This is a genomic window from Pseudarthrobacter lactosi, assembly GCF_055412785.1.
Genome location: NZ_JBVAYS010000001.1, coordinates 269,128 through 294,624, shown reverse-complemented (window position 1 = coordinate 294,624; position 25,497 = coordinate 269,128). Strand labels below are relative to the sequence as shown.

The 25,497-nt window shown below is 65.2% G+C and carries 22 protein-coding genes and 2 pseudogenes; 18 read left to right on the top strand and 6 right to left on the bottom strand.

The annotated features are described in order from the left end of the window. Window positions 1–17: 17 nt before the first annotated feature. From ACZY0Q_RS01335 to ACZY0Q_RS01325, 3 genes are all read right to left on the bottom strand, one after another. Window positions 18–1,565 carry a glycoside hydrolase family 32 protein gene (locus tag ACZY0Q_RS01335; RefSeq protein ID WP_463913772.1) on the bottom strand — a complete coding sequence of 516 codons (1,548 nt, stop codon included), beginning with the start codon at window positions 1,563–1,565 and terminating at the stop codon, window positions 18–20. Window positions 1,566–1,782: 217 nt separating this feature from the next. Then, window positions 1,783–2,838 (bottom strand): LacI family DNA-binding transcriptional regulator, encoded by a 1,056-nt coding sequence (locus ACZY0Q_RS01330; RefSeq protein WP_463913769.1) that lies wholly within the window; start codon window positions 2,836–2,838, stop codon window positions 1,783–1,785. A gap of 21 nt (window positions 2,839–2,859) precedes the next feature. Next, window positions 2,860–4,092, bottom strand: a complete 1,233-nt coding sequence (locus ACZY0Q_RS01325) for a Gfo/Idh/MocA family protein (RefSeq protein ID WP_463913766.1) — start codon at window positions 4,090–4,092, stop codon at window positions 2,860–2,862. A gap of 154 nt (window positions 4,093–4,246) precedes the next feature. On the opposite strand from ACZY0Q_RS01325, the gene ACZY0Q_RS01320 reads away from it, so the two are divergent. The 10 genes and pseudogenes from ACZY0Q_RS01320 to ACZY0Q_RS01275 all read left to right on the top strand — a co-directional run bounded on the left by ACZY0Q_RS01320 (window position 4,247) and on the right by ACZY0Q_RS01275 (window position 14,994). After that, complete coding sequence (locus ACZY0Q_RS01320; RefSeq protein ID WP_463913763.1) at window positions 4,247–5,191, top strand: carbohydrate ABC transporter permease; 945 nt, start codon at window positions 4,247–4,249, stop codon at window positions 5,189–5,191. A 12-nt stretch (window positions 5,192–5,203) separates the two neighbouring features. Next, a complete protein-coding gene (locus ACZY0Q_RS01315) occupies window positions 5,204–6,103 on the top strand; it encodes a carbohydrate ABC transporter permease (protein ID WP_463913760.1) in 900 nt (299 codons plus the stop codon). Window positions 6,104–6,181: 78 nt separating this feature from the next. Then, window positions 6,182–7,525: an ABC transporter substrate-binding protein gene (locus ACZY0Q_RS01310; protein ID WP_463913757.1), complete on the top strand. Its 1,344-nt coding sequence runs from the start codon at window positions 6,182–6,184 to the stop codon at window positions 7,523–7,525. 76 nt (window positions 7,526–7,601) lie between these two features. Beyond that, window positions 7,602–7,862: a hypothetical protein gene (locus ACZY0Q_RS01305; RefSeq protein ID WP_463913754.1), complete on the top strand. Its 261-nt coding sequence runs from the start codon at window positions 7,602–7,604 to the stop codon at window positions 7,860–7,862. A gap of 103 nt (window positions 7,863–7,965) precedes the next feature. Further along, window positions 7,966–8,823 (top strand): aldo/keto reductase, encoded by an 858-nt coding sequence (locus ACZY0Q_RS01300; protein ID WP_463913751.1) that lies wholly within the window; start codon window positions 7,966–7,968, stop codon window positions 8,821–8,823. 265 nt (window positions 8,824–9,088) lie between these two features. Further along, entirely contained in the window at window positions 9,089–11,287 is a 2,199-nt protein-coding gene (locus tag ACZY0Q_RS01295) for an alpha-galactosidase (protein ID WP_463913748.1), read from the top strand. Between the two features lie 83 nt (window positions 11,288–11,370). Next, a pseudogene (locus tag ACZY0Q_RS01290) lies at window positions 11,371–12,101 on the top strand (NAD-dependent epimerase/dehydratase family protein). Window positions 12,102–12,132: 31 nt separating this feature from the next. Then, complete coding sequence (locus ACZY0Q_RS01285; protein ID WP_463913745.1) at window positions 12,133–12,402, top strand: LacI family DNA-binding transcriptional regulator; 270 nt, start codon at window positions 12,133–12,135, stop codon at window positions 12,400–12,402. Between the two features lie 94 nt (window positions 12,403–12,496). Continuing rightward, window positions 12,497–13,507 carry a hypothetical protein gene (locus tag ACZY0Q_RS01280; RefSeq protein WP_463913743.1) on the top strand — a complete coding sequence of 337 codons (1,011 nt, stop codon included), beginning with the start codon at window positions 12,497–12,499 and terminating at the stop codon, window positions 13,505–13,507. 70 nt (window positions 13,508–13,577) lie between these two features. After that, window positions 13,578–14,994 (top strand): annotated as a pseudogene (locus ACZY0Q_RS01275) (phosphomannomutase/phosphoglucomutase). Here ACZY0Q_RS01275 and ACZY0Q_RS01270 read toward each other — a convergent pair. From ACZY0Q_RS01270 to ACZY0Q_RS01260, 3 genes are all read right to left on the bottom strand, one after another. After that, window positions 14,991–15,911 (bottom strand): 2-hydroxyacid dehydrogenase, encoded by a 921-nt coding sequence (locus ACZY0Q_RS01270; protein ID WP_463913740.1) that lies wholly within the window; start codon window positions 15,909–15,911, stop codon window positions 14,991–14,993. The pseudogene ACZY0Q_RS01275 and the gene ACZY0Q_RS01270 overlap by 4 nt on opposite strands. After that, a complete protein-coding gene (locus ACZY0Q_RS01265) occupies window positions 15,908–16,690 on the bottom strand; it encodes a DeoR/GlpR family DNA-binding transcription regulator (RefSeq protein ID WP_463913737.1) in 783 nt (260 codons plus the stop codon). Before ACZY0Q_RS01265 ends, ACZY0Q_RS01270 begins: the two co-directional genes overlap by 4 nt. 73 nt (window positions 16,691–16,763) lie before the next feature. Further along, the gene (locus ACZY0Q_RS01260) at window positions 16,764–17,906 is read right to left on the bottom strand and encodes a Gfo/Idh/MocA family protein (RefSeq protein WP_463913734.1); all 1,143 of its coding nucleotides are present in this window, start codon (window positions 17,904–17,906) and stop codon (window positions 16,764–16,766) included. Between the two features lie 135 nt (window positions 17,907–18,041). Between ACZY0Q_RS01260 and ACZY0Q_RS01255 the strand changes: the two genes are divergently transcribed. The 8 genes from ACZY0Q_RS01255 (at window position 18,042) to ACZY0Q_RS01220 (ending at window position 25,476) form a co-directional block, all read left to right on the top strand. Further along, entirely contained in the window at window positions 18,042–18,959 is a 918-nt protein-coding gene (locus ACZY0Q_RS01255) for a carbohydrate kinase family protein (RefSeq protein ID WP_463913731.1), read from the top strand. Between the two features lie 12 nt (window positions 18,960–18,971). Continuing rightward, window positions 18,972–19,856, top strand: coding sequence for an aldolase (locus ACZY0Q_RS01250; protein WP_463913728.1), 885 nt, complete (start codon window positions 18,972–18,974; stop codon window positions 19,854–19,856). A gap of 92 nt (window positions 19,857–19,948) precedes the next feature. Next, window positions 19,949–21,235, top strand: coding sequence for an ABC transporter substrate-binding protein (locus ACZY0Q_RS01245; protein ID WP_463913725.1), 1,287 nt, complete (start codon window positions 19,949–19,951; stop codon window positions 21,233–21,235). Continuing rightward, window positions 21,232–22,194: a carbohydrate ABC transporter permease gene (locus tag ACZY0Q_RS01240; protein WP_463913722.1), complete on the top strand. Its 963-nt coding sequence runs from the start codon at window positions 21,232–21,234 to the stop codon at window positions 22,192–22,194. Before ACZY0Q_RS01245 ends, ACZY0Q_RS01240 begins: the two co-directional genes overlap by 4 nt. A gap of 4 nt (window positions 22,195–22,198) precedes the next feature. Beyond that, window positions 22,199–23,014: a carbohydrate ABC transporter permease gene (locus tag ACZY0Q_RS01235; protein WP_463913719.1), complete on the top strand. Its 816-nt coding sequence runs from the start codon at window positions 22,199–22,201 to the stop codon at window positions 23,012–23,014. Between the two features lie 40 nt (window positions 23,015–23,054). Further along, window positions 23,055–24,494, top strand: coding sequence for an NAD-dependent succinate-semialdehyde dehydrogenase (locus ACZY0Q_RS01230; protein ID WP_463913716.1), 1,440 nt, complete (start codon window positions 23,055–23,057; stop codon window positions 24,492–24,494). Continuing rightward, window positions 24,495–25,238 carry a sulfite exporter TauE/SafE family protein gene (locus tag ACZY0Q_RS01225; protein ID WP_463913713.1) on the top strand — a complete coding sequence of 248 codons (744 nt, stop codon included), beginning with the start codon at window positions 24,495–24,497 and terminating at the stop codon, window positions 25,236–25,238. A gap of 52 nt (window positions 25,239–25,290) precedes the next feature. Then, window positions 25,291–25,476, top strand: a complete 186-nt coding sequence (locus tag ACZY0Q_RS01220; protein ID WP_463913710.1) for a hypothetical protein — start codon at window positions 25,291–25,293, stop codon at window positions 25,474–25,476. Window positions 25,477–25,497: the final 21 nt, after the last annotated feature.

Genomic DNA, 25,497 nt, shown 5'->3' with positions numbered 1-25,497 from the left:
CCATCTCCGATCAATCGCTACCGATTCAGGACCAATGGCTCTGCGATTCGCACCGGTGGCTCCGCGGGTCGTGTCACTTTCAGGCTGGGGGCGGTGGCGGTCCCCCCTTTGGCGTATAGCGACAGACGGGTGCTGTCCGGCCCGGGAAATATCAGCCCTGTCATGGTGACCAGCCCGTTTTGGGCGAAGACTTCCACGGAGCAGTGGTCGATGAAGAGGGTGAGAGTGTATTGCCCGTCGGAGGCCGGTTTCAGCGGAGCTGTGTCCGTGGATGCAAAGGCGTCATGGAATTCCGTGTTGCCGGAGCGTGTCCGGTCCATGATGAGCCGGTTCTCGAAGGGTCGGATACCGATGCGTGTTCCGTCTGTGCCGTTGCCTCGGATGATGAGTCCGAATTCCTCTGCGGATTCCGGGATGAAGGTCACCTCGATGATCTCTACCGGTGCTCCCGCGTCCAGGTGGTGCACTCCTTCATCTATTGCAAGATCAGACCAGGTGTTCACCGACAGTGAGTTGCCCGTTCGATATTCGTTGGCGACCTGTTGGGACAGTCGCGGCTGGCCCTGGTCTGTGACCAGGGACATTTCGCGTACGAGTGACATCGAACTGCGCCATGGCCAGGTCGGGATGGCGGCCCCATATTGCCAGTTGTTCATCCAGCCGACCATGAGACGGCGCCCGTCGGGTGCGTTGTTGAAAGAGACGGCCGCGTAGTAGTCGCGTCCCCAATCGAGCCAGTGGTAGGTGTCGAGCTCGACCGTTTGGGTTCTGCCGTCGGTGACGGTTGTTTCGGAGGTGAAGGCCACGCCGTCGAAGTGGCCGACAAAGTATTGGCCCCCTGATCCGCCATTGGGCCCTCCGGGGTTGAGATTCACGGTGAGAACCCATTTGGTCTGCTCTTCGTCGCCGTCCAGTGGCAAAGGGAATAGGTCCGGGCACTCCCAGACGCCGCCGGTGGCGTTGGCGGGTCCGAAGCTGCTGAGGTAGTGCCAGTCCCGAAGGTTATCGGAGCTATAGATGACCACTTTGTGCTCGTTGGCTTCGACGGCCACCATGACCCAATAGCTGCCCGGGGGCCCGTCGTAGCGAAAGACCTTAGGGTCGCGGAAGTCTGCGGAGTTCCTGTCGAGGACGGGGTTGCCCTGGTGTTTCGTCCAGGTGTAGCCGCCGTCGGAGCTCCAGGCCAGGGACTGGGCCTGTGTGCCCCGGCGGGCTGAGCTGTCTTTGTAGGCGCTCGTGTAAATTGCCACCAGTGGGGCGGTCTGCCCGTTGCCGAGGCCGCTGGTGTTGTACTGGTCGATGACGATGCTGCCGGAGAAGATGTCCTCTTCGGCGTCGCAGAGGATGGCCACGGGCTGCTCGTCCCAGTTGACCAGGTCCACCGAGGTGGCGTGGCCCCAGGACATGTTGCCCCAAACGTTCCCGAAGGGGTTGTTCTGGTAATAGAGGTGATAAATGCCCTCGTGGTAGACGAGTCCGTTCGGGTCGTTCAGCCAGGTGTTTTTGGCTGTGTAGTGGATGGTGGGCCTGAAGATGTCATCCTCGTGGGCGGAATTGGCAGTCATGACGTTGGGTGCCTTAAGGGTAATCGGTGGGGTACGCCGCGGGCAGGTGGCAGCCGCGGCGGCTGCCGGGTGGCTTCCGGTCAGCAGGCAAACGCACTCGCCGGTGGGCGGTTGCGGACGGACGTCGGCCCCGGCGGGGCGGGTTCTCCCAGTGCTGGGGATGTCGGCCCTTCATTGGCAGGTTGTCGCCTTAGCGCAGCCTGGAAGGCTGTGTGTTTCAGTGGCAGCCGCAGGAAGTGCGCAGTACGAGTTCGGCGGGGAAGATATTGGTCTGAGTTTCTTTTCCGGGCGGTGCCAGGAGGGCATCCAGGGCGGCTTGGGCCATGTCCTTGACGGGCTGGGCGACTGTGCTGAGCCGGGGCCAGGTGTATTCAGATTCGGGTGAGCCGTCGAAGGAGAACACCGCGAGGTCCTCCGGTACCCGCAGGCCGCCCTCCTGGAGGGCGCAGAGCAGAGCAACAGCCTGCTGGTCGGAGCTGACGAAGACGGCGGTCGGCCGCTCGCTCCGGGCCAGCAGCTCTTGCCCGGCGCGGTACCCGCCCTCGCGGGTAAACGGAACCCGAACGATCGGGCCCGGGGTGAGTCCGGCGTCCTGGATGCCCTGGCGCCATCCGACCTCGCGGGCGTCGAGGTCGCCGCCAGCAGTGTTGCCCATGACCAGCCCGATGCATTCGTGGCCGTGGCTGATGAGGTGCTCGACCGCCATGCGCGCTCCGTCCCGGAAGGCTACTCCGACGGAGTTGGCGTCGTGGTCTCCCGCGCTATGTTTCATGACGGCGGGACTGCCTGCTGTGGCAAGGTCGGTGCTGTGGTTCAGGAGCACTACGGGAATGTCTGCCTGTTCAAGGTCCATCAGATCGGGATCGGACAGTTCGCTCCAGAGGAACAGTCCGTCCACCTTCCGGGCGGCGAAGTTCTTGATGAGGCGGCGCTCTGTCCGCAGCGAAGCCTGGGAGTCCGCCAGCAGGAGGGTGTAGCCCCGCTCGGCCGCGGCGTTCTCGACGGCGCGGGCGAGCGAGGCGAAAAACGGATTCAGGGCATCGGGGATGATCATGGCGAGCATCTCACTGGAACCTAAGGCAAGTGCCCTGGCTGCCGCGTTGGGCCGGTAGCCCAGCGCCCTGATTGCCTGCCGCACCTTGGCCTCGTTCGCAGGGGAAACGGCCCTGGGCCCGCCGTTGACCACGTAACTGACGACGGCGCTGCTGACCCCTGCCAGCCGGGCGACATCGTCGCGTGTGATGGGCTTGGCTTGTGAGGTCGGGTGCGGCATGGCAACCATGCTATCGGCGTTTCACTTGGCGGACTCGCCAAGTACCGGGCGGGGCAGCTCTGCCGGAGCGTCGCCGAAGTCGGGCACCGGCAGGCGTTCGCCGCCGCGCAGGGCCGACTGGTGGGCCACGATGCCGGGAAGCGTGTAGCGGGCCGCTTCCCAGGCGTTGACCGGAGGCAGGGTGCCGGTGTTGATGGCGGTGACGAAGTCGTCCACGAGGAAGTGGTGGCTGCCCTCGTGGCCGTTGGGCAGGCCGCGGAACTCCGCCGGCAGTCGTCTGGCGTCGTGCACGGAGGCCATGCCGGAAATAAAGGCATCGCGAAGTGCAGGAGCTACGTCGGCCAACATGGGGTCATCCGCGTCCATGGTGGCCTGGGTCTCGAGCTGGTCACTGATGTCGGTCACGGCGTGCTTGTCCTGCCAGACGCTGACCGAGGCGAGCTGTTCCATGCTTGCCTCGGTGCCGAAGTAGCGGAAGCGGCTCTCGCGCAGGTGGGAGGGGTAGCCCACCCTGCGGAACTCGTTGATGCGCATGGACCCGCCGCCGGCGAGTTCGAACAGGGCGCTGGCGTTGGAGAAGTCGTTGTCGAACATACTTACGTCGCGGTCGAAGACGCCGTCGCCGCGCTCATCCCGGACCCCGACGCAACTGACGCTGACGGCGTGCCCGCCGGTTGCTCCGAGCACTCCGCCCACGGAGTGGGTGGGGTAGAGCATGGGCGGGTAGCTCGCGGTGCGCTTCCAGTTTTCTCCGCCGCTGTACTGGTAGGCGTCGTAGAAGCCAAGGTCCATGTCGTGGACGTAGTCGCCCTCAGCGTAGAAGATCCGGCCGAAGGCACCCTCGGCATTCTTCTTGCGGGCAAACACGGTTGCGGGGTTGTAATAGCTCGTCTCACCCATCATGTACGTCAGCCCGGTCTCCCGGACGGCTTCGATGATTGCTGCGATCTCCTCTTCGGAGATCGCCATCGGCACGGCGGAGTAAACGTGCTTACCGGCCCGCAGCGCCTGCACCACCAGCGGTCCGTGGGTCCAGCGCTGGGTGAAGATCGCAACAGCGTCAACATCGCTTTCAAGCATTGCCTCGAAGCTGTCGAACGTCCCTGCCGCGCCAGCGCTGCTGCTTTGGGCCTCCGCACGCTCACTGATGAGGTCGGTGAGATAGATGTCTGAGATTCCGGGGTGGGCGGCGAAGAGCTTGGCGAATACGCCAGCAAACTGTCCCGCACCAACGATTCCAATTGAAGAAGTCATGGAAAAAGTATGCGGATAGAATCTACGCGCGTCAATAGTGTTCTCCAATTGGCCAAAGAACCGTTGTTTTTTCAGGGAAGGTGTTGCACTCTATCGAGCTACGCGCGTAGAGTGGCGGTCAATTGTTACCTACCTCACAGGAGCGGGATCAAAGATGACCACAATTACCAAGCACCCACCCGGCGCAACGCACAAGGCGCCCCAGCGTTCGGGCCCGGGCCGTCGCAGGGCCAAACTGCGTGACGTCAGGATCGCGCTGCTGTTTATCCTCCCGGCGATGATCGGACTCGTGTCCTTTTGCCTGGTTCCCACCATCCGCGGCGTCTACCTGAGCTTCACCGAGTACAGCATCCTCGGCGAGCCCGAATGGATAGGCATCGACAACTACACGGCGATCTTCAAGGATGAGCTCTTCTGGAACGCGATGGCCGTGACCCTCCAGTACGTGGGTATCAACATCGTCCTGCAGACCGCCATCGCGTTGGGCCTGGCGCTGTTGATGCACGGTGTGGCGAAATCAACTTTTGTCCGCGGCGCGCTGCTGCTGCCGTTCTTTGTCGCCAACGTGGTCGTGGCCCTGCTCTGGTTCTGGATGCTGGACTACCAGCTGGGCATTGTCAACGAGATCATCAGCTGGATGGGGCTTCCCCGCGTCGCCTTCTTCGGCAGCGAACAGTGGGCGATCCCAACTATCGCCTTCGTCAACGTCTGGAAGCACATGGGCTACACCGCCCTGCTGATCTTCGCCGGCCTCCAGGCCATTCCCCACCATGTCTACGAAGTAGCTTCCCTGGACGGAGCATCGCCCACGAGGACGTTCTGGAGCATCACCATGCCGCTGCTGCGCCCGGTCCTGGCGCTGGTCCTCGTAGTCAGCGTCATCGGCTCCTTCCAGGTCTTCGATACCGTCGCGATCACCACCGGCGGCGGCCCGATCAATGCCACCCGAGTCATCCAGATGTATATCTACCAAAAGGCCTTCGGCGAATCGGACTTCGGCTACGCCTCGGCCCTGTCCGTCATTCTCTTCGTCATCCTCGCCCTGGTCGCCTTCATCCAAATGAAGTTCCTCAAGGGCAACGAATCGGACCTGGACTAAGGAATCCCAGCCATGACTACCCAAACGCTTACCCGCAAACCGACCAACTGGCGCCGTATCGGTGCCTGGGCGCTCGTGGTCCTCGCACTCATCGCCACCATCCTCCCGTTCCTCTGGATGCTCCGTACTGCGTTCTCCACCAATGGATCGCTGGCCTCCAACTCTGCGAATCTCCTGCCGGCAGACTTCTCCTGGGGCGCATTCAAGCGTGTCTTTGGAATGCAGTCCACAGAGGAGGCCATTGCCGAAGGCGGTTCCGGTGCAGCCATCGACTTCTGGTTGTACCTGCGCAATTCGATCCTCTTTTCCACGGTGACTACTGCGACGCAGGTCTTTTTCAGTGCACTTGCCGCCTACGCTTTCGCCCGGCTCCGCTGGTCCGGACGGGACAAGGTCTTCTCCCTGTTTCTGGCCACCATGATGATTCCCGGCATCTTCACCGCTCTGCCTAACTTCCTCCTCATCAAGAATCTGGGCCTACTGAACACGTTCGCCGGCCTAACGCTGCCCTTCCTGTTCATGTCCGCGTTCGCTATCTTCTTCCTGCGGCAGTTCTTCCTGGGCATGTCCCGCGAAGTGGAAGAAGCAGCAATGCTCGACGGCGCCAAGCACCTGCGGATCTTCTTCCAGATCGTCCTTCCGAATGCAGCCGCCCCGCTGGCCACCCTCGCGCTGCTGACGTTCGTGGGGCAATGGAACGAGTACTTCTGGCCACTGCTGGTTGCCAGTGACGAGAATGTCCGGGTCCTCACTGTGGGCCTGGGTGTCTTCAAATCCCAGTCCCCGCAGGGCGCCCCCGACTGGTCGGGCCTGATGGCGGCCACCATCGTTGCCGCGCTGCCGGTCATCATCCTGTTCATCGCCTTCGGCAAGAAGGTGGTCAACTCCATCGGATTCTCCGGCATCAAATAAGAACCCTCTGACCCCAACCAACTCCCACTCAACACAATCCCCTCCGGGCAACCTCATGCCCTCTTTGAAAGGTCAATCATGAAGAAAACCCTAGGCGTCGTTGCTGCCGCCGCAGCCATCGCCATCTCCCTTACCGCCTGCAACGGCGGATCCACCTCCACCACCAGTGAGGCCAAGGGCGAGATCAACTATTGGCTCTGGGATTCCAACCAACTCCCCGCTTACAAACAGTGCGCGGAAGACTTCACCAAAGCCAACCCGGACATCAAAGTCAAGATCACACAGCGCGGCTGGGGTGACTACTGGACCACCCTGACCAACGGATTCGTCGCCGGAAACGCCCCGGACGTCTTCACGAACCACCTCTCCAAGTACCCGGAATTCGCCGCCAATAAGCAACTCCTGCCCCTCGACGACGCCGTCAACAAGGACCACGTCGATCTCTCGATCTACAACAAGGGCCTGGCCGATCTCTGGGTGGGCCAGGACGGCAAGCGCTACGGCCTTCCCAAGGACTATGACACCGTGGGCCTCTTCTACAACGAGGCCATGACCGACGCCGCCGGCATCACGGCCGAGCAGATGGCCAAGCTGGATTGGAACCCCAAGGATGGTGGCAGCTACGAGAAGACCATCGCCCACCTCACCGTTGACAAGAACGGTAAACGCGGAGACGAAGCCGGCTTCGATAAGAACAATGTGGCCGTCTACGGCCTGGGCTTGGAATCCTCGGGCTCGGGCCAGGGCCAGACCCAGTGGAGCTTCCTCACCGGCACCACCGGCTGGACCCACACGGACAAGAACCCCTGGGGCACCAAATTCAACTACGACGACCCTAAGTTCCAGGAAACCATCGCCTGGTGGGCCGGGCTGGCGGACAAGGGCTACATGCCCAAACTTGAAACAACGGTAGGCGCCAGCATGCCGGACAACTTTGGCGCCGGCAAGGCCGCCATCAACACCTCGGGCGACTGGACGATCGGCCAGTACACCAGCTACAAGGGCATCGAAGCCGGCATCGCCCCCACCCCGACGGGACCTGACGGCAAGCGCGCGTCCATGTTCAACGGTTTGGCCGACTCCATCTACGCCGGTACCAAGAACCCGGCTGCTTCCGTGAAGTGGGTCGAGTACCTCGCCTCCACCGACTGCCAGGACGTCGTGGCCTCCAAGGCCGTCGTCTTCCCCGCCATCAAGTCCTCTTCCGAGAAGGCCGCGGCGGCTTTCAAAGCCAAGGGCGTCGACGTCACCCCCTTCACCCAACAGGTGGAGGATGGAACGACGTTCCTCTTCCCGATCGCGGACAAGGCTGCCAAAGTTGACGGCATCATGAATCCCGCCATGGACGCAGTGGTCTCCGGCAAGGTCCCGGCCAGTTCCCTCACCCAGGCCAACGAAAAGGTCAACGCCCTCTTCAAGTAACCACTCGACGCCTCGGAGGGGCGGGCCCTTTCGGTTCCACCTCTCCGCCCGCGCGACGACGATCCACAGGACCATCATGTATGCCGACCCATCAAATGAAGACCTCATCCACGTTCGCGTCCAGAAACGCAGCCAACTAGAGGACCAACTGGACAAAGCCGTGAACATCCTCGCCGAGCGGGCCCCCCTCTGCGGCGGCAAAGGGATCCTCGTTGCCCGGCACTCCCCCCGGGACTTCACCGTCCAGCTCCACCACGATGTCCCGTACGGAACCATCCAGGAAAGGCAGGAATGGGGACCCGCAATGGGAACAGCCTCTCGCGCAAACCATGACTAGGAAACACTCATCCCACGATGAAAAGCAGCCGGAAACCAACTCAACCAACAGAGAACCCCGTGACCCCGGACCTGCACGCGAGCGGTCCCCACAGGATGAACCCATGACTTACCCCGCTGCGGAAAACCGCTACGAGTCCATGCCCTACCGCCGCGTCGGCCGCAGCGGCCTCAAACTTCCCGCTATCTCCCTGGGCCTGTGGCACAACTTCGGCGACGACAAGCGCTGGGGCTCCCGCAAGTCCCTGCTCTCCAGTCTGGACCAGTCCCTGGGGCGGATGGGCCTGGACTACGTGGACATCTACTACAGCCACCGGCCGGACCCGGAAACCCCCGTGGAAGAGACCATGGGGGCGCTGGACTACGCCGTGCGCTCCGGCAAGGCGCTCTACGCGGGCATCTCCTCGTACACGCCGGAGCAGACCATCGAGGCGGCCCGGATCCTGAAGGAGCTCGGCACCCCGCTGCTGATCCACCAGCCCAGCTACTCCATGCTCAACCGCTGGACCGAAAACGGAACGCCAAACCTTTACGAGGCGCTGGAAGAGGTGGGCGCCGGTTCCATCGCGTTCTCCCCGCTGGCACAGGGCATGCTGACCGACCGCTACCTGGTCGGCATCCCGGCCGATTCGCGGGCGGCCAAACAACGGTTCCTGTCAAAATCTGCCCTGACCGAGGACAAACTGGACCGTGTCCGCGCGCTCAACAGGATCGCCGCCGGCCGCGGGCAATCACTGGCGCAGATGTCCATCGCCTGGATCCTCCGCGACCAGCCCAAGGGAACACCTGTGACCTCTGCCCTCGCGGGGGCATCCAGCGTCAAGCAGTTGGAAGACACCCTGTCCGCCATCAACAATCTGGAGTTCACGCAGGACGAGCTGACGGCGATCGACCAATTCGCCGTCGAATCCGATATCAACCCGAGGCCGGAGAAGAGTTCCGCTGTCGGCAGGTGGAGCTAAAGTGTCCGGCCGGGACCTGACCCGTGGCCTTGGCACCCGCCACACCATCATCAGTGCCCTAGCCTCCAACGGCGTAGTTTTCGCCGCCATCAAAGCTCCTCTGAGAAGGCCGCCGCGGCCTTCGAAGCCAAGGCCAACGAGGTCGACGAGGTCAACGCCCTCTTCAAGTAGGCCACCGGCTCTATAGCTTGCGTGCCGCAGGCATCGTTTTCCCCGCGGCGCGCAGCCCACCCCTTACTTCCACATCCGCAGAAGGACAGCATTCATGAATCCCCTCCACCTCCGTTCCGCCGGCACCAGCGTAGTGATCAGCTTCGACAGCGGGGAGGCCGAAGTCATCCACTGGGGCGCGGACCTTGGCAGCACCCTGCCGGACCTCGCCATCCTCACGGCAGCCATCCCGCCGTCATCTATCGACGCCACTGTACCTACTGGCCTGCTGCCGCAGGCATCCTCCAGCTGGCGCGGCCGTCCCGCCCTCCGGGGCCACCGCCTCGCCGACGGCGTCTCCGGCCTTGACTTCTCGGCCCGCCTCCGCACGGTGACAGCGAGCACCGAGGGCAACTCCGCCATCATTGTCCAGACTGATGCCGACGCCGGCGTTACGGTCTCGTCCGCACTGACACTGCACGACGGCGGCCTGCTGGAACTCCGCCACACCCTCACCAACGACGGCGCCACGCCTTACCAGCTCGACGAACTGGCCACCGTCCTCCCGGTGGCGCCGGACGCCGTCGAAATCCTTGACCTGACCGGGCGCTGGTGCCGGGAAAGCCACCCGCAGCGCCGCCCCATCCAGCAGGGCACCTGGGTACGCACCGGCCGGCACGGCCGCACCGGGCACGATTCATCGCTGCTCTTCGCCGCCGGCACCGCCGGATTCGGCAACCGCCACGGGAAGGTCTGGGCCACGCACCTGGCCTGGAGCGGCAACCACGAACACTTCGCCGACAGCATCGGCGACGGACGCACCATGATCGGCGGCTCCGAACTCCTCGGCCCGGCCGAGGTCATCCTCGCACCCGGCACCGGCTACACCACACCCGCGATGTTCGCCGCCTTCTCGGACCGTGGCCTGGACGGCATCAGCGAGGCGTTCTACAGCTGGTTCCGCTCCCGCCCCCACCATGTGCTCCCCGCAGCCGGCGCCGGCCTGCCCGCCGGCAAACCGCGTCCAGTGGTGCTGAATGTCTGGGAAGCGGTCTACTTCGACCACAACCTGGCCACACTGACCGAACTGGCCGACTCCGCCGCCGAACTCGGCGTGGAGCGGTTCGTGCTCGACGACGGCTGGTTCCGCGGCCGACGCGACGACCACGCCGGCCTGGGCGACTGGTACGTCGACGAATCCCTCTGGCCCGATGGGCTCACCCCCCTGATCGACGCCGTGACCTCGCGCGGAATGGAATTCGGGCTCTGGGTGGAACCGGAAATGGTCAACCTCGACTCCGATATTGTCCGGGCCCATCCGGAATGGATCGTAGGTCCTTCGGTCCAGAGCTACAAGGACGGCGGCCGGCTGCCACTCGAGTGGCGGCAGCAGCACGTCATCGACCTCGTAAACCCGGATGCCTGGCAGTACATTTACGATCGCATTGACGCTCTTCTACGAGAAAACAACGTCAGCTACCTCAAGTGGGACCAGAACCGTGATCTCCTGGAACACGGCCACGCCGGCCGCTCCTCCGTCCACGAACAAACCCTCGCTGCGTACCGGCTCTTCGACTCACTCCGTGCAGCGCATCCCGGCGTGGAAATCGAAAGCTGCTCCTCAGGTGGCGCCCGGGTAGACCTTGGAATTCTGGAACGGACAGACCGCATCTGGGCTTCCGACTGCAACGACGCCCTGGAGCGGCAGACCATCCAGCGCTGGACCGGCATTGTGGTTCCGCCTGAACTGGTGGGCAGCCACATCGGCCCCACGACTTCGCATACCACGGCGCGCACGCACGACCTGTCCTTCCGCGCCATCACCGCACTCTTCGGCCACTTCGGCATGGAGTGGGACGTCCGCGGGGTCCAGGGCGCTGAGCGCGAGGAACTCAAACGCTTCATCGCCCTCTACAAGGAACACCGCGGCCTGATCCACAGTGGCCGGATGATCCGCGCGGACGTCGCTGATGACTCGCTCATGCTCCACGGCGTGGTGGCCGACGGCGGTGCAGACACGGGTGAAGGTTCGACGGCGGCGCTGTTCGCCCTGGTCAGCACCGGCACCGCGTTCGCGGAACAGCCGGGACGGATCGCCGTCCCCGGGCTGGACCCGGAGCGGGACTACCGGGTAAAAGCCATCTTCCCGGCCCCGGCCGATGCCGACTACGCGCACACCTTCACGCAGGTCCAGCCTCCTTCGTGGCTAGGGGACGGCGCAGTGGCCAGCGGGCGTTTCCTCGCCGAGGTGGGCCTGCCCATGCCCGCCCTCAACCCGGAGCACGCACTGCTGCTTAAAATCATCGCCCTGTAGCAATTGGAAGGCCCGCCCCGACGTTCCCCCGCTCTCCGGAGCCGCCGGAACGTCGGGGTAGTCTTCGCTCAAATTGAGGATGTATGAAAATTCTGGTCACAGGTGGCACCGGGTACATCGGTTCGCACACAGTTTTGTCCCGGCAGGAAGCCGGCCACGATGTGGTGGTGATCGATACCCTGGTGAACTCCAGCGAGGAGTCCCTGCGCCGGGTAGCCGAACTCAGCGGCAAGACCGCGAAATTCCACAACGTGGACCTGGTGGACGAAGCCGCAGTGGAAGGCGTCTTTGCCGCCCACACGATCGACGCCTTGATCCACTTTGCCGGGCTCAAGGCCGTGGGCGAGTCGGTCCGCGAACCGCTCAAGTACTACTACAACAACCTTGTGGAAACCTGGTGCCCTTCATCGCCCAGGTGGCCGTGGGACGCCGCGACAAGCTCATGGTGTTCGGCGGCGACTACGACACCCCCGACGGCACCTGCCTGCGGGACTACATCCACGTCGTCGATCTCGCCGAAGGCCACGTGGCCGCGCTCAACCACGTTGCGGACCGCGCCGGCGTCTACCGCTGGAACCTGGGCTCCGGGAAGGGATCCTCGGTCCTGGAGGTCCTGCGGTCCTTCGAGAAGGCCGTGGGCCAGTCCATCCCCTACGAGGTCACCGGACGCCGTGCGGGTGACCTCCCCGCCTTCTGGGCGGACGCCACCTCCGCCCTGGCCGATCTCAGCTGGTCCACCACCAAGACCGTGGACCAGATGTGCGAGGACCACTGGCGCTGGCAAAAGACCAACCCACAGGGCTACGCCGGCTAGGACACCTGGAACGGATGCGACTGAGATTGCCGTGACCAGCTTGGGCAGTCAAACGGCCGGGGCACCGGAAGCACCTTCGGTTCAGTCTTTGCACGCCACAGGCATTCGGGACGTCGCGACCGCCGTCGGGGTGTCCACCGCCACCGTCTCCCGTGCACTGCGCGGACTACCACGCGTCTCGCAATTGACCCGGCAAAGAATTGTGGCTGCCGCGGCGAGCCTGGGCTACGTTCCTTCTTCCGCCGCATCGGAGCTGGCACGCAGACGGGGTATCGTGCTGCCGGCGTCGTTGAGTAGCTGAACCAGACTGCTCATATACCGGCACCCACTCCAGGGCAGTCGGATGGGCGTAACCCTCCCGTCTGGACTTGCACTCCAGACCCGACCACGCCCACATGTACGCACGAAAGGTCGGCGGATATCTCCGCACCGACCAGGACGCGACGGCGGCCGTCTTCGCAATCTTCACTAGCACCCACCGCGACAACGACCGCAGCGGCCTCTTTGGCCCCCGCCTCGAATCACTCGCCCAGCAACTTGCACTGTCCGGAATGCCGATCCGGGCCGGCTGGATTGTCGGGCCCTTCTCCATCGCGGAGTTCAGGATCCACACCGTCTCCTGCGGCCCCGACCTCCCGTTCACCACGGTCCAGTCGAGCCTGCTCAACGCCGAACTCATCTTCCGCGGCAGTCAGATCCAGGACGGCCTGACCTGCGCCCTCCCCAACCGAACAGTCACGCCCGAGTTCACCGCCGACGTCGAAACTCATCTCAAGACCGCCGCGACCCAAAGCCCCGTCCAGCGGACAACCGGGGCCCGCGAACTCTGGTCCAGCCTCATCGACGACAGAAAGGAGCCGACGACGGAACAGCTCGCCCAAGTGCTTGCCCACCTGCAAATTCCAGAGCTCAGGGACAGGCTCATCGCGGACACGCCCGGCCTGGACCTCCCCATGGAACTCCTCCTGTTCGGCGAATCCGACAAGGCACCGGACTGCGATCGGATCGACAAAGCCAAAAGGCAGTTGCTGCAGTTCACACTTTGTGCACGCGTTGGGTCTGATATGCCCCTGAGCTGTGGAAACACCGGACGAGTAGGCTGGTCGCGGTCCCACACACCTCCCCCTGAGTCACTGACACGCGGTCCGTTCATCCGGTCTTGCTGCCCTCGCCGGCGCCACGTTATCAAGAGCGAGGTCGATTCCGTCGCTTTGAAGAAAGTCGCGAAGTTCTTGCGCGGCGTCCCGGACTGCTGCTTCCACCACCTCAGGGTTGTCCGACCGCAGTCATTCGCCGACCGGCGTCGCCCGGGATCGCCGGGGCGCTGCTGTGGCGCCGGAACGACGCTCAGGCGTTCCGGCACCGTTCCGGCGACCCGGGGGCCTTTTGCGGAGCCGTTTCCGTGAGATGTGACCTTCACCTGCTAAAGTGGTGTTGAAATTCCAACACTCCATGTTCTCTTAGCTACTAACGCGCATGGCCACTACTTTCCGGGGGAACTCCATGGACCTGTCACCGTCCTTCAAGGCCTACGACGTGAGGGGCCTCGTCGGCGTCTCCATCACCGCGGAAAGCGCCGAAGCCGTAGGCGCCGCGTTTGTCGACGTGCTGGGCCTGTCCGGCCAGACCATCGCCTGCGGGGGGGGACATGCGGCCCTCTTCACCCGGCTTCAGCGGCGCCTTTGCGACGGGCGCTGCCCGGCGCGGTGCGGACGTGAAGTCCTTGGGCCTTATCTCCACCGATGAGCTTTACTACGTGTGCGGCGCCCTGGACATAGCCGGGGCCATTTTCACCGCGAGCCATAACCCCGCGGAATACAACGGGATCAAGATGGCCAAGGCCGGCGCCGTGCCGGTCTCCGCCGAAACCGGGCTCACGGCCATACGGGACCTGGCCCAACAGTATGTCGACCGCGGGATCCCTGCAGCCGCGGCCCACGGCACCGTGTCCACGCTTGACGTGCTCGCGGGTTACGCCGAAAAGCTCCGCTCGCTGGTGCCCTTGGATGCCGTCCGGCCGCTGAAGGTGGTGGTGGACGCCGGCAACGGCATGGCGGGCCTGACCGTTCCCGCGGTCCTTGGGGACCAGTTCCACCCTGCGTTGCCGCTCACTATTGTGCCGCTGTACTTCGAGCTCGACGGGACGTTCCCCAACCATCCTGCCAACCCCCTTGAGCCGGAGAACCTCCGTGACCTGCAGGCCGCCGTTATCGCCCACGGGGCCGACATTGGTCTGGCCTTCGACGGCGACGCCGACCGCTGCTTCGTGGTCGACGAGAACGGAAGGCCAGTGACGCCGTCGGCCGTTACGGCATTGATTGCCGTCCGGGAGATCCGCCGCGCCCAGGCCGCCGGGGAAGTCGAGCCGGTGATCATCCACAACCTGATCACGTCGCGCGCGGTGCCGGAAATTGTTGCCGCCGCGGGCGGATGGCCGGTCCGGACCCGGGTGGGGCATTCCTTTATCAAGGCTCGGATGGCCGAGGAGGGCGCCGTGTTCGGCGGCGAACACTCGGCCCACTACTATTTCCGCGACTTCTACAACGCGGACACGGGCATGCTTGCCGCCATGCACGTCCTCGCCGCCCTCGGCGAGCAGGAGCGGCCCTTATCCGAACTGGCCCGCGAGTTCGACCCGTACGCGGCCAGCGGCGAAATCAACTCATCCGTGGACGGCGTCGACGGCAAGGTGGCGGACGTGCGGGCCCGCTACGCGAACGGCGCCGTGTTCGATGAACTTGACGGGCTCAGTGTCAGCAGCGAGGCCGGGGACTGGTGGTTCAACCTGAGGGCATCCAACACGGAGGAACTGCTGCGGCTGAACGTCGAAGCCACCGACGCCACCACCATGGCCCAGGTGCGCGACGCCGTCCTGCAGCAGATCCGGGCCTAGCGGCCCAGCACCACGTTCACCGGTTCCTCGCCCGCCAGCAGCAGCGAGATCTGCTGCCTGACCAGCCGGACCATCCGCGGGAACATCGCCGAGCTCGCCCCGCCCACGTGCGGGGTGATGATCACCCCGGGAGTGGTCCACAGCGGGTGGCCGGCCGGCAGCGGCTCGGGGTCGGTGACGTCCAGGGCGGCACGCAGCCGGCCGGACGACGCCTCCGCCAGCAGGGCATCCGTGTCCGCCACCGGGCCGCGGGCCACGTTCACCAGCAGCGCGCCGTCCGGCATCGCGGCCAGGAACTTCTGGTCGACCAGCTGGTGCGTGTGCTCACTCAGCGGGACGCTGACCACCACGATCTCGTGTAGCGGCAGCTGCTCATACAGCGCGTCGATCCCGTGGATGCGGCCCCGTTCGTCTTCGCGTTCCCGGCTGGCCATCCGCGTCACGTGGGCTTCGAACGGCAGGAGCCTGGCCTCAATGGCCTTCCCCACTCCCCCGTAGCCCACCAGCAGCACGCGCCGGTCCGCGAGGCTGGGCCGCTGGCTGTTGTCCCACACCCCGGACGCCTGGTTCCGGGCAAAGTCCGGCATCCCGCGCTGGCTGGCGATCAACATGCCCAGGGCGAGTTCCGCCGTCGACGTCTCGTGGACCCCGGCCGCGTTGGCGAAAAGGCAGCCGCCGGGCAGAACCGCAGCCACGCCGTCGTACCCGATCGACTGGCTCTGCACCAGACCCACCTCAACGCCGTCCAGCGCGGCCAGCGCCGCAGGATTGCCCATGTACGGCGGCACCAACAGGTCGAAACGGCCCGACGGCGGCGGGCCGCTGAGGTCCCACAGGACAAACTCGACGCCGTCAATCGGCTCGAGCGCGTCCAGCATCTTCCGGTCGGGCAGGGCCACCCGCAGCGGCGCGCTCACGCGGCCACCACGATCTTGACGTTGGCTGCACCCAGTGCGTCCTCGATCTCCCGCGGCGGCGGCGTGTCCGTGACCAGCACGTCCGCGGCGTCGAACGCGGCGAGCCGCGCCAGCGCGTACCGCAGCATTTTCTGGTGCGTTGCCACTACAACCACCTGTTCAGCTGAGTCCATAAGGGCGATCTTAGTGGCGCGCTCCACGTCCCGTTCGATGTAGAACGCCTCGTCGTGGAGCCCGCTGACCCCGATAAACGCCGTTTTGGCCCGGAGGCCGGCGGCGGCGCTGACCGTCATGGGCCCGTTGAACGCCTGGCTGTCCAGGAGCAGCTCACCGCCGAGGCAGATGGTCCGCGCCGACGTCAGCTGCAGGCAGCGCTGGATGGCGGGCGCGGAGTGCGTGATGAGGGTGCCCGCGAACGTCGGAGGGAGCTCCAGCGCAATCTGGTACGTGGTGGTCCCGGCATCCAGGATGATGGCGTCCCGCTCGCCGATCATCGACACGCAGGCCCGGGCCACCCGCTGCTTGGCGTCAGCGTCCTCCCGGACCCGTGCCGCGAAGTCCGCGTTCTGCCCGCTGGCGTTAACGGGACTCACGCCGCCGTGAACCACCCGCGCCAGCCCCTTCTGGGACAGCACGCGGGTGTCCCGGCGCACTGTCATGTCCGAGACCGCGAACGTTTCGGCGAGATCCGTGGTGGAAATAAAGCCCCGCTGCTCGAGCTGGTCCAGGATGGTGCGCTGGCGGGGCGTCAACGGCGCCTCTTTCGGTGAGCTGCTCATATCCCCTTCTCCTGCTTCCCTTAACCGGGCGAACTTAGCCTGCCAGGGTGTTGTACTTCCAACACAAATCTACTCAGTGCCTGAGCCCGGCACCGGCATTAGCAAGCTCCACGGGGCGTCCCTCGATGATGGAGCGCTCAGCTGCGAGTCCCATACGCACGGACTGCAGGCCGTCGGCGACCGTGACTTCCACCGGCCCTTCGCCCAGGATGGCTTTGCGGTAGCCAAGGTGTTCATAGTACGTGGAGCCGTGGTGGGCGCCCGCCGCGAGGACGGCCTCGTCCACCGGAACCTCGTGCATTTCCGGGCCCAGCGGCGAGCGGGGGCTGAATTCAACCGTGGCCTCGGCCTCGTCGCCCTCGATCCAGTGGTTGGCTGCCACCGGGATGAGGGTCTCGATCTTAGCGGCGTCGCCCACAATGGAGATCCGCTCCTGGAACTTGGAACCCTCGGCGAACATGGACAGCTCCAGCATGGCCCGGCGCCCGCCCTTGAAGTCAACAATCACGTAGGCGTTGTCGATCATGTCCGACACCCTGCCGTTGTACACCTCATCCATGTGGTTGACATCGTGGCCGCCACTGGCGTAAACGCGGACGGGTTCGTCCTGCAGGATCAGCCGCATCAGGTCAAAGAAGTGGCAGCACTTCTCCACCAGCGTGCCGCCGGTCCGTTCCGCGAAGCGGTTCCAAGAATCCACCTTGTGCAGGAAAGGAAAGCGGTGCTCCACGATGGAGAGCATGTACACGTTGCCGAGCTTGCCGCCGTGGGCCGCCTGGATGACCTCCTGCACCGGCGGCATGTAGCGGTATTCCATGGCCACCCATACCGGCGCAGTGTACTCAGCTGCCAGCGATTCAAGTTCGTCGGCCTGTTCCGCCGTGGTGCACACGGGCTTTTCCACGAGCACGGGCAGGTTGGTTCCGCTGGCAAAGATGTCCTTGAGGATAGCCAGGTGCGTGTCGTTGGGGCTGGCGATCACCAGCGCATCCACCAGCCCGGACGCGAGCAGGTCCTGGTGGCGGGAGAAAGTCTGTACCTCGTGGCCGATTTCCGCAACCGTCTCCTCCAGGGATGACGGCTGGGGATCGGATACGGCGGTGATCTGGCTTCCCGGGATCAGGGCAAGGTTCCGGACGTGCTCGCGGGCCATGTGGCCGGCACCGATAAGGCCGTAACGAATGGTCCGGACCGATTCCGCAGAAGGCAATGACATGTGCTGCTCCGTTTCTCTACGTTGAGTGTGGGACCGCGGCGTTGCATCCCAAACAGAACTATACCGAAAGTGTTGTTATTCCAACATAGCGTGTGTATATTTCTTCAGTACAAGCCGACTACAACGAGGTGGAACGTGTCCCAACCGTCAACCGGAACCCTGCTCTTTATAGGCTCCGCCACACTGGACTCCATAGCCCTGGTTCAGGATTATCCCGCTGCAGACAGCCGCACCGTCGCCACAGACTTTACGACGGCGGGAGGCGGGCCGGCTGCCACCGCCGCCGTTGCTGCCGCGAGGGCCGGCGCCCAGACTTCCTTCGCCGGAGTTCTCGGCGCCGATGAGGAAGGCGACCGCATCATCAGCGGCCTGCAGGCTGAAGGCGTGGACACCTCTGCCGTGATCCGCGAACCCGACGTCAAAACCGGAGCCAGTGTCATCGTGGTCAGCAAGACCACCGAAAGCCGCGCCATCGTCACCCGCCCGGTGCCGCCGGTCAGCTTCCCGGCCGAGGGGCGCTTCCGCGAACTCCTGGAAGCCGCCGCATGGGTGCACGTGGACCACCTGGGCTGGAATGCCGTCGCCAACGTCCCCGGGCTGAACCCCGGCAGCCTGAACCTCAGCGTGGACGCCGGCAACCCCATCCCGTCCTTCAGCCCGCGCGGCGTCGCCCTGTATGTCCCTACCATCGAACGGCTCCGCGCAGACTACGGCGACCAGCACAGCGTTTCGGCGCTGCTCCAGAAAGCCATCGACGACGGCGCCTCCGCCGTCGTCGCGACCGCCGGGTCCGAAGGGGCCTGGGTCAAAACCGGCGACACCGACGCCGTGCACGTTCCCGCGACGCCGGCCACCATCGTGTCCACCCTGGGCGCCGGCGACGTCTACCACGGCGCCCTGCTCGCCGCCGTGGCCGCCGGCCTGCCGCTGGTGGACGCGGCAGCCTTCGCCGGCCGCACCGCGGCCGCCTCCTGCGAAGGGCTGGACGGCCGCTCCAGCATCCCGCACCAGAACATCACCCCAGCCCTAGCCTCCAACCACACCCCTAGCTGAAAGAAGCAGCCCATGACCTCCACTGACCTCTCACCCCTGCAGCGCCCGTCGGGCGCCTTCGCGATGCTCGCCGTCGACCAGCGCGAGGCGATGCGCAACATGATCGCCGAACACCAGGAAGCCCCCGTTTCCGACCAGGACCTCCAGGACTTCAAGCTCCAGGCCGCCAAAATCCTCACCCCGTACGCCTCCGGAGTCCTGATCGACCGGCAGTTCGCGCTGGACCAGGCCATCGAGGACAACGTGGTGGACCCAAGCTGCGGGCTCATCGCCTCGGCCGACCACTTTGAATCCGCGCACGGCGAACTGGTGGGCGAGGTCACCATCGACCGGCTCGTTGACCCGCACAAATACGCCGCCCTGGGCGTCAAGGCCCTGAAGCTCCTGGTGCTGTACCGCCCGGACGAGCCCGCCGACGGCCGCGTGGCCATGGTCCGCGAATTTGTGGAGATCTGCCGGTCCGCCGGGCTCATCAGCATCATCGAACCCGTCTCCCGCAAGCCGCTCTCCGGCGGCAACTTCGACTGGAACGCCGGCATCCTCGCTGCCGCGCAGGAACTGGGCAGCCTCGGCGCCGACCTCTACAAGGCCGAGGTCCCCTTCAAAGGCCAGGCCCCCGAAGCCGACGTGCGCGCAGCCTGCGCCGACCTGACCCGGGCCATCGACGGCCCGTGGGTGGTCCTCTCCTCCGGCGTCCCCGAGGACGTCTTCCCCGACGCTGTCCGGTGGGCCTGCCTCGAAGGCGCCAGCGGCTTCCTCTCCGGACGCGCTGTGTGGGCATCCTGCATCGGCGCCCCCGACGTCGTCGAATCCCTTTCAACGGATGCCGTCACCCGGCTGCAGCGCCTCTGCGCCGTGGTGGACGACGTCGTCTCGTCGCAAAAGACCAGTGCATGAGCAGTCCCGACGCGCGCCACAGCGCTTCCTGGTGACAGCCCTTCCTTAGGCAACAAGCAAGGCACAGCAAAACACTCAACGAGGAGAATATTGTGAGTCAGATTTCACGCAGGCAGGCCATCGCGATTCTCGGAGCCCTGGGCTTCGGAGCAACCGCGGCAGCATGCGCCGGGCCGGGCGGCACCGCCACACCCGGCGGCGCCACCGGACCGGCCGCACCCTCCACCGGCGCCGTCACGGGCAAGGTCTCCTTCGCCCACTGGCGCGGCGAGGACAAGGTGGTGTTCGACGAACTGATCAAGCGCTTCGCGTCGCTGCACGACGGTGTGGACGTGGTCCAGGACATCTCCACCTCCAACGACTACAACGCCCAAGGCCTGCAGAAGGTCCGCGGGGCAGCCATCGGCGACGCGTTCGCCACATTCCGCGGCGCCCAGTTCAAGAACTTCACCGAGGCGGGAATCTACGCCGAACTCAAGGGCAGCAAGGCAGCCGCCAATTACCAGCCGGGCCTGCTGACGGCTGGCCAGTCCGGCGACAGCCAGCTGGGCCTGCCGTTCCAGGTGGTCTTCCCGATGCCCATGGCCAACGCCGACTTGTTCGATAAGGCCGGCGCGGAGATCGCCCCAAAGGACTGGGACGGCTTCCTGGCCATGTGCGAGAAGCTGGCGGCCTCCGGGGTCATCCCCATCTCCTGGCCGGGCGGCGACGTCGGAAACGGCGGCCAGCTGTTCAACTGCATGATCGCCAACAACGCCCCCGTTGACGACATGTGCGCCCAGATCGAGCAGGGCAAGCTCAAGTGCACCGACGACTGGTTCCTGAAGATGCTGGGCCAGTACAAGGAACTTGTCCCGTACCTGCAGCCCAATGCCACCGGCACCGCAGTGGAGCCGGCGCAGAACCTGTTCTCCCAGGGCAAGGCCGCCATGCTGGCCACCGGCTCCTACCACATCGCCGCCGTCCGCGGCCTGGGGGCGACGTTCCCCATCGAGCTGGTGTTCCCCAACACCTCCGACGGCAGCGGCAAGTTCGAAGGCGCCTACAACGCCACGTTCATCCTGGGAGTCAACGCGGCGAGCAAGAACCAGGCCGCCTCCGCGGCCTGGATCGACTTCCTCTCCGAGCCCGAAAACGCCGGCTACTACGCCAACCAGACGGCCCAACACGTTGCCGTGAAGGACGTGGAGTACACCAACGCTGACCTGAAGCGCCTCAGCCCCTGGCTGGACAAAAAGACGGCGCTGGCCGCCCGCTTCCAGTTCCAGAACCTTGATGTCCGCAACGCGGTGGAAGCCAGCGCCACGGCTGTCATCTCGGGCACCAGCCCCGAGCAGGCCGCCGAAGCCGCCCAGAAGATTGTTGACGAACGGCTATGAGCACGCACACCAAAATGGCTGCCAAACGGAAGGCCCCTGACGGCCTTACTGAAACCGACGCTGCGACGGGGCGCCGCCGCTCCCCCACCCGGGTGAATCCGGCGCTGTACCTCTTCCCGCTTCCCGCCGTCGCCATCATTGCCTTCTTCCTGGTGATGCCCACCCTGCAGGCGTTCCAGTACGCCATCACGGACTGGAACGGCTTCTCGGCGGCGTTCAACTACGTGGGGCTGGACAACTTCGTCCGCGCCTTCACCAAGGACTCGCTCTTCACCAACGCGCTGACCAACAACCTGAAGTTTGTGCTGATGGTGGTCATCGCGCAGACCGCGTTCTCGCTGGTGCTGGCCCTGCTTCTGACGAAGAACTCGCGCGGCAGCATCCTGCTCCGGGCCCTGTTCTTCTTCCCCACCATCCTGTCCTCCGTGTCCGTGGCCTTCATCTGGAAGTTCATCTACGACCCCAACTTCGGCCTGGCCAATGCGGTCCTGGGCGGCGTGGGCCTCGAAGCCCTGCAGGGTTCCTACCTCGGCAACAACGCTCAGGCACTGTACTGGGTGGCCGTGACGCAGGTCTGGTTCCACGCCGGGCAGATGATGGTGGTCTACATCGCCGGTCTGCAGGCCATCCCCCGCGAACTCTACGAGGCTGCGGAAATGGACGGCGCCAGCAGGTGGCAGCAGTTCAAGTCCATCACCTGGCCGTTTGTGGCCCCCGCAACGTCCATCGTGGTGGCCTACACCACCGTCCAGTCCTTCAAGGCCTTCGACCTGATCCTGGGCATCGCGGGCAACCCGCCCAAGCAGTCCCTGGACATCCTCTCCACCCGCATCTACAGCACCTTTGCCAACTCGGAGTTCGGCTACGCCGCCGCCCAGTCGATCATCTTTATGGCGATGATCGCCCTGGTCACCTGGCTCCAGCGCCGGTTGCTCCGGCTGACCCCGAAGGGGGAATGACAGCATGCTTGCTTCAATAAGCCGCCGCGCAATTCTTGGAATCTACGCGGTCATCATCATCGTTCCGCTGACCGTGGTGGGGTTCGGCAGCTTCAAGTCCACGCAGGAACTCTTCGCCGGACCGTTCAGCCTGCCGCAGTCCCTCTCCCCGGGCAACTACGCCGAAGTGATCGGCGGCCAGGACCTCGGCTCGTCCTTCACCAACAGCGTCATTGTCACCGCCATTTCCGTCCCCCTCACGCTGTTGCTGGCCAGCCTGGCCGGGTACGCCATCTCCCGGCTCAAGGGGTTTATCGCCTGGGCCATCTTCGGCTTCCTGGTCTTGGGCATGGCCATCCCGGCGCAGGCCAACATGGTGCCGCTGTACGTCCTGTTTGGCCGGCTTGGCCTGCTGGACAGCCTGGCCGGCCTTATCGTGGCCAACGTGGTGTCCACCCTGCCCATCGCCGTCTTTATTCTCGGCGGGTTTATGCGGACCCTGCCCAAGGAACTCTACGAGGCTTCCTCGATTGACGGGAGCGGGCCATGGAAGACCTACGCGTCCATCGCCCTGCCGCTCTCGGCCCCGTCCGTTGCTGCCGCAGCCATCTTCCTGTTCGTGATCCACTGGAACGAACTGCTCTACCCGCTGCTGTTCATCCAGTCACCGGGCAACCGGACCCTGCCGCTGGCACTGCTCAGCTTCCAGGGCGAGTTCCAGACAAACTACCCACTCCTGTTCGCCGGCGTCATCCTGGCGTCCCTGCCCGTGGTGGTGGCGTACGTCTTCCTGCAGCGCTACTTCGTTGCCGGCATCACCGCGGGTGCCACCAAGGGATGAGTGCCCTGGACCTCCACCTGCCAAACGAAAGGCAACACACGTGAACCTGAAATCAGCCCGCCACCTGGTGAATGGAACCTGGCACTCCGCCGGCACCACCAAGGATGTCACCGACCCCGGAAACGGCAGCATCGTCGGTGAAGTGGCCTGGGGCACCGCCGACGACGCAACTGCGGCCGCAGACGCCGCGGCCGCAGCCTTCGGGTCTTGGTCCCGGACCACCGCGCGCAGCCGGGCAGACTTGCTCCGGAACGCCGCCGACCTGCTGGCCGAACGCCGCGACGAACTGGCCCACACCCTGGCCCTGGAAGCCGGAAAACGGCTCCCGGAAGCCCAGGGTGAGGTGGACTTCTCGGTGGAATACTTCCGCTGGTTCGCCGAGGAAGTCCGCCGCTCGACCGGCACCGTCAGCCCGCCCGAACTCCACGGCCGCCGCCACCTCAGCCTCCGCAAGCCCATCGGCGTCGCCCTGAGCCTGACGCCGTGGAACTTCCCGGTGTCCATCCAGGCGCGCAAACTCGCCGCAATGCTGGCGGCCGGCTGCACCGTGGTGGGCCGCGTGTCCGAAAAGGCGCCGCTGGCGGCCACCGGCCTGTTCGAGGTGCTGCACGACGCCGGGTTCCCCGCCGGCGTCGTCAACCTGGTCCACGGCCCCTCGCGCGAAATCACCGCCGCCCTGCTTCGGCACCCCGCCGTGCGGGCCGTCAGTTTCACCGGCTCCACCGGCGTGGGCCAGCAGATCATGGCGTCGGCCGCTGAGCGCGTGGTCCGCCCGCTGCTTGAACTGGGCGGCAACGCGCCGTTCATCGTCTTTGCCGACGCGGACCTGGACGCCGCCGTCGACGGTGCCGTCCTGGGTCGGCTCCGCAACACCGGCCAGTCATGCGTGGCAGCGAACCGCTTCCTGGTCCAGGACAGCATCGCCGAGGAATTTTCGCAGAAACTGGCGGCGCGGTTCGACGCCATGAGCATCGGCCACGGCGTTCCCGACGACGGTTCCAGCGTTCCGGACCTCGGTCCCATGATCGACGCCGAACGGGTGGCCGCCGTCCAGGCCCTGGTGGACGACGCCCTCGCCCGCGGCGCCCACCGCGTCACCCAGCGGACCGATGTTCCGGCGCACGGCGCGTTCATGGCCCCCACACTGCTCACGGACGTCCCTGACGACGCACCTCTGGTGAGCGAAGAAGTGTTCGGCCCAGCGGCCGGCGTCGTGACCTTCACTTCGGACGAGGACGCCATCCGCAAGGCGAACGCCACCGAGATGGGCCTCGCCGCTTACCTCTGGAGCCGCGATCCCAAGCGGGCCTGGGACATCCCCGAACGATTGGAGGCCGGCATCGTAGGCGTCAACGATCCCCTGCCGTCCGTGGCTTTTGCGCCGATGGGCGGGGTCAAGCAGTCCGGCCTCGGCCGCGAAGGATCGGACCTGGGCATCGAGGAATTCGAGGAGGTCCAGTACGTGGCCTGGAGGCCGTAAATGCTGACCACCGGGCTGGTGCTGGGCGCCGTCGTCATGGGAGCCGGGATGCAGCGCATCACCGGCATGGGCTTCGCGCTGGTGGCTGCTCCCTTCCTGGTCCTGCTCCTGGGTCCGGTGGAAGGGGTGGTGCTGGTGAACGTCTGCGGTGCCGTGACGGCGGGGGCCATCATCTTCCGGGTGGTGCGGGACATTGACTGGAAGCGTTACGTGGCATTGGCGGCGTCGGCGCTGCTGGGGATCATCCCGGCAGCTTTCCTGATCCGGCTCATCCCGCCGGCGGTGCTGGAGATCTCCATCGGGGTGCTCCTCGCCGTCGGGCTCACCATTTTGCTTGGCCTAAAGTCCGCCACGCTCACTCCACGCCGCCGCTACCTTTTCACGGCCGGCGGCCTGAGCGGGTTCATGAACACGGCGGCCGGGGTGGGCGGGCCTGCCGTCAGCATGTACTCCATCGCCACCCGGTGGCAGCACAAATCCTTCGCTGCCACAATGCAACCGTACTTTTTTACCATCGGCGTGTTCTCCCTGATCTCCAAAGCCCTCACTGCCCCGGCGACGTTCCCCGCGCTGCCATGGGGAATGTGGGTTGCCGTCGCCGTGGCCTGCCTCGCAGGCCTGGTGCTGGGCGACGTCGCTGCCCGGTTCGTCCCGGCCCGGACCGCCCAGGTCCTGCTGATCGTCCTGGCCTACCTCGGAGCGGCCGCCACCATCATCCGCGGCATGCTCGACGTCGTCGGCTAACAGCCGCCGCTGTACCAACCCCATCCACTCAACCATCAACGAAAGGGCTGCCATGTCTGCCGTTTCCCCACAAGAAAACCTCCTGCGCGTGTCCGCCAGCAAGGGCGAGACCGTCACCCTGACGATTGATGCGGGCGCTCCGGTGACCATCCAGCTTGATGTTGGAGGGCAGTGCAGCTGCGGGGGCACTACCCGTGGCGCCGGCGCATACACAGATACCGACTTCGGCACTCACTAATCAAGCATCATTCTCAGTTTG

What these genes read in the sequence shown, in the direction of transcription:
- ACZY0Q_RS01335 (WP_463913772.1), bottom strand. Translation starts at nt 1,565, where the DNA reads ATGACTGCCAATTCCGCCCACGAGGATGACATCTTCAGGCCCACCATC.
- ACZY0Q_RS01330 (WP_463913769.1), bottom strand. Translation starts at nt 2,838, where the DNA reads ATGCCGCACCCGACCTCACAAGCCAAGCCCATCACACGCGACGATGTC.
- ACZY0Q_RS01325 (WP_463913766.1), bottom strand. Translation starts at nt 4,092, where the DNA reads ATGACTTCTTCAATTGGAATCGTTGGTGCGGGACAGTTTGCTGGCGTA.
- ACZY0Q_RS01320 (WP_463913763.1), top strand. Translation starts at nt 4,247, where the DNA reads ATGACCACAATTACCAAGCACCCACCCGGCGCAACGCACAAGGCGCCC.
- ACZY0Q_RS01315 (WP_463913760.1), top strand. Translation starts at nt 5,204, where the DNA reads ATGACTACCCAAACGCTTACCCGCAAACCGACCAACTGGCGCCGTATC.
- ACZY0Q_RS01310 (WP_463913757.1), top strand. Translation starts at nt 6,182, where the DNA reads ATGAAGAAAACCCTAGGCGTCGTTGCTGCCGCCGCAGCCATCGCCATC.
- ACZY0Q_RS01305 (WP_463913754.1), top strand. Translation starts at nt 7,602, where the DNA reads ATGTATGCCGACCCATCAAATGAAGACCTCATCCACGTTCGCGTCCAG.
- ACZY0Q_RS01300 (WP_463913751.1), top strand. Translation starts at nt 7,966, where the DNA reads ATGACTTACCCCGCTGCGGAAAACCGCTACGAGTCCATGCCCTACCGC.
- ACZY0Q_RS01295 (WP_463913748.1), top strand. Translation starts at nt 9,089, where the DNA reads ATGAATCCCCTCCACCTCCGTTCCGCCGGCACCAGCGTAGTGATCAGC.
- ACZY0Q_RS01280 (WP_463913743.1), top strand. Translation starts at nt 12,497, where the DNA reads ATGTACGCACGAAAGGTCGGCGGATATCTCCGCACCGACCAGGACGCG.
- ACZY0Q_RS01265 (WP_463913737.1), bottom strand. Translation starts at nt 16,690, where the DNA reads ATGAGCAGCTCACCGAAAGAGGCGCCGTTGACGCCCCGCCAGCGCACC.
- ACZY0Q_RS01260 (WP_463913734.1), bottom strand. Translation starts at nt 17,906, where the DNA reads ATGTCATTGCCTTCTGCGGAATCGGTCCGGACCATTCGTTACGGCCTT.
- ACZY0Q_RS01250 (WP_463913728.1), top strand. Translation starts at nt 18,972, where the DNA reads ATGACCTCCACTGACCTCTCACCCCTGCAGCGCCCGTCGGGCGCCTTC.
- ACZY0Q_RS01240 (WP_463913722.1), top strand. Translation starts at nt 21,232, where the DNA reads ATGAGCACGCACACCAAAATGGCTGCCAAACGGAAGGCCCCTGACGGC.
- ACZY0Q_RS01235 (WP_463913719.1), top strand. Translation starts at nt 22,199, where the DNA reads ATGCTTGCTTCAATAAGCCGCCGCGCAATTCTTGGAATCTACGCGGTC.
- ACZY0Q_RS01225 (WP_463913713.1), top strand. Translation starts at nt 24,495, where the DNA reads ATGCTGACCACCGGGCTGGTGCTGGGCGCCGTCGTCATGGGAGCCGGG.
- ACZY0Q_RS01220 (WP_463913710.1), top strand. Translation starts at nt 25,291, where the DNA reads ATGTCTGCCGTTTCCCCACAAGAAAACCTCCTGCGCGTGTCCGCCAGC.